The following is a 1,324-nucleotide window of genomic DNA, read 5'->3' as shown; positions in this document are numbered from 1 at the left end:
GAAAGAGGCCAGTCTGATCAAAGCCAACTTGCAAGGGGCCAATCTGCAGCAAGCCCGTTTGCAAGGGGCCATCCTGAGCGAGACCGACCTGAGGGGGGTTTCTTTTTTGGGGGCAGACCTGCAAGGGGCGCAGATGGCGCGGGCCAACTTGAAGGAGGCGATACTTCGCCAGGTGAATCTGACAGAGGCCAACTTAAGCGAGGCGGATCTGGCCGCAGCCGATCTTTCCGCCAGTTGTCTGTGCTCGGCCAAACTGGCGCGGACGGATCTCAGTCGGGCCAATCTGGCCGGGGCCGATTTGCGGTATGCCAACCTGGTGGACGCCTATTTGGGCCGCACCAACCTGGAAAATGCCGATCTCGGCGAGGCAATCCTAACCCGAGCCGATCTGAGCACAGCCAACCTCAGCGGGGCCAATTTGCGCGGGGCAACTCTGCCGGATGGACGGGTAGGCTGATTGGACAGACTCGCTACCGTATGAGGACGAGGATTCTTGTCCCTGAGTGAGACGGGGATCCGCCCCGGAAAAGGTGAGGTTTTCCCCTGCCCCAGAGGGGCCACAACCGCTACCCTACAAGGGAAGGATGGGTCAAAGAGATCCGTGAACAGCCGCCGATTTCTGTCCTTGATGGAAGCTTTGTGGGCCGATCTGCCCTTGCCGGAATGGTTGCCGGGGGCAGGAGAGCGCTCCTGGCAGCAGACGGTGGCAGCCCTGCTCCAGCTATGGCAAGAAGTTGGACAGTTTGGGGTGGTGATCGGTGGGCCGGTGTCTTGGTGGCCCCCCTGGGTGGTTCGGGATCCGCTGCCTCAACTGCCGTCGCCCATTGACGCTCCAGAACCGAACCTGAAGCTGCGGGAGCTGGCCCGTGAAGATCCCTGGCTGTTTACCCCTGACTTGTCCCCTGAGTCGATTCTGACCCCTGGCCAGACGGTGATCCCTCTCCTGCCGCAGGATCCCCTGGTGGAGGAGCCTTTTTTGCTGGTGCTCACCCCTGTTTTTTCGGCGGTGGCCGCCCAAGGGCATCACCCCCACACGCGGCAGAGGGGGATGATGGTGTCTTTTGAGCCGGAAGTGGTGCATCGGGCTTGGCAGATCCTAGAGCAGCGGGTTCAACAGGGTAGGCCGGATCGCTTGCCCTTCTGGCAGGAGCTGATCAAGCACCATCCCCTCATGGAGCCTCATGTGCGGGTGCTGGCCCGCTTCAGCAGCCTTCTTCTGCTGGGAAACCTGGCCGAGTCGGGATCCCCGCCCGCTCGCCTACCCCCTGCCAGGGCGGAGAACTCCTCTGTGCCCACAACCCGGCCAGAAGATAAGCAAAAGCGG

Annotated in this window: 1 protein-coding gene and 1 pseudogene; both read left to right on the top strand. The window is 62.0% G+C overall.

Annotated elements, in window-relative coordinates; translation table 11 throughout:
* A partial coding sequence (locus NW856_RS12955) for a pentapeptide repeat-containing protein (RefSeq protein WP_414400598.1) occupies positions 1-457 on the top strand: 457 nt, incomplete at its 5' end.
* Between the two features lie 171 nt (positions 458-628).
* Positions 629-1,324, top strand: a pseudogene (locus NW856_RS12950) (sensor histidine kinase); the annotation flags it as partial.

Source organism: Synechococcus sp. R3-13 (genome assembly GCF_047462195.1).
In the GTDB taxonomy this organism is placed as follows: Bacteria; Cyanobacteriota; Cyanobacteriia; order Thermostichales; family Thermostichaceae; genus Thermostichus.
Note: the sequence above shows the minus strand (reverse complement) of the source record. Positions and strands in the feature narration are given on the sequence as shown.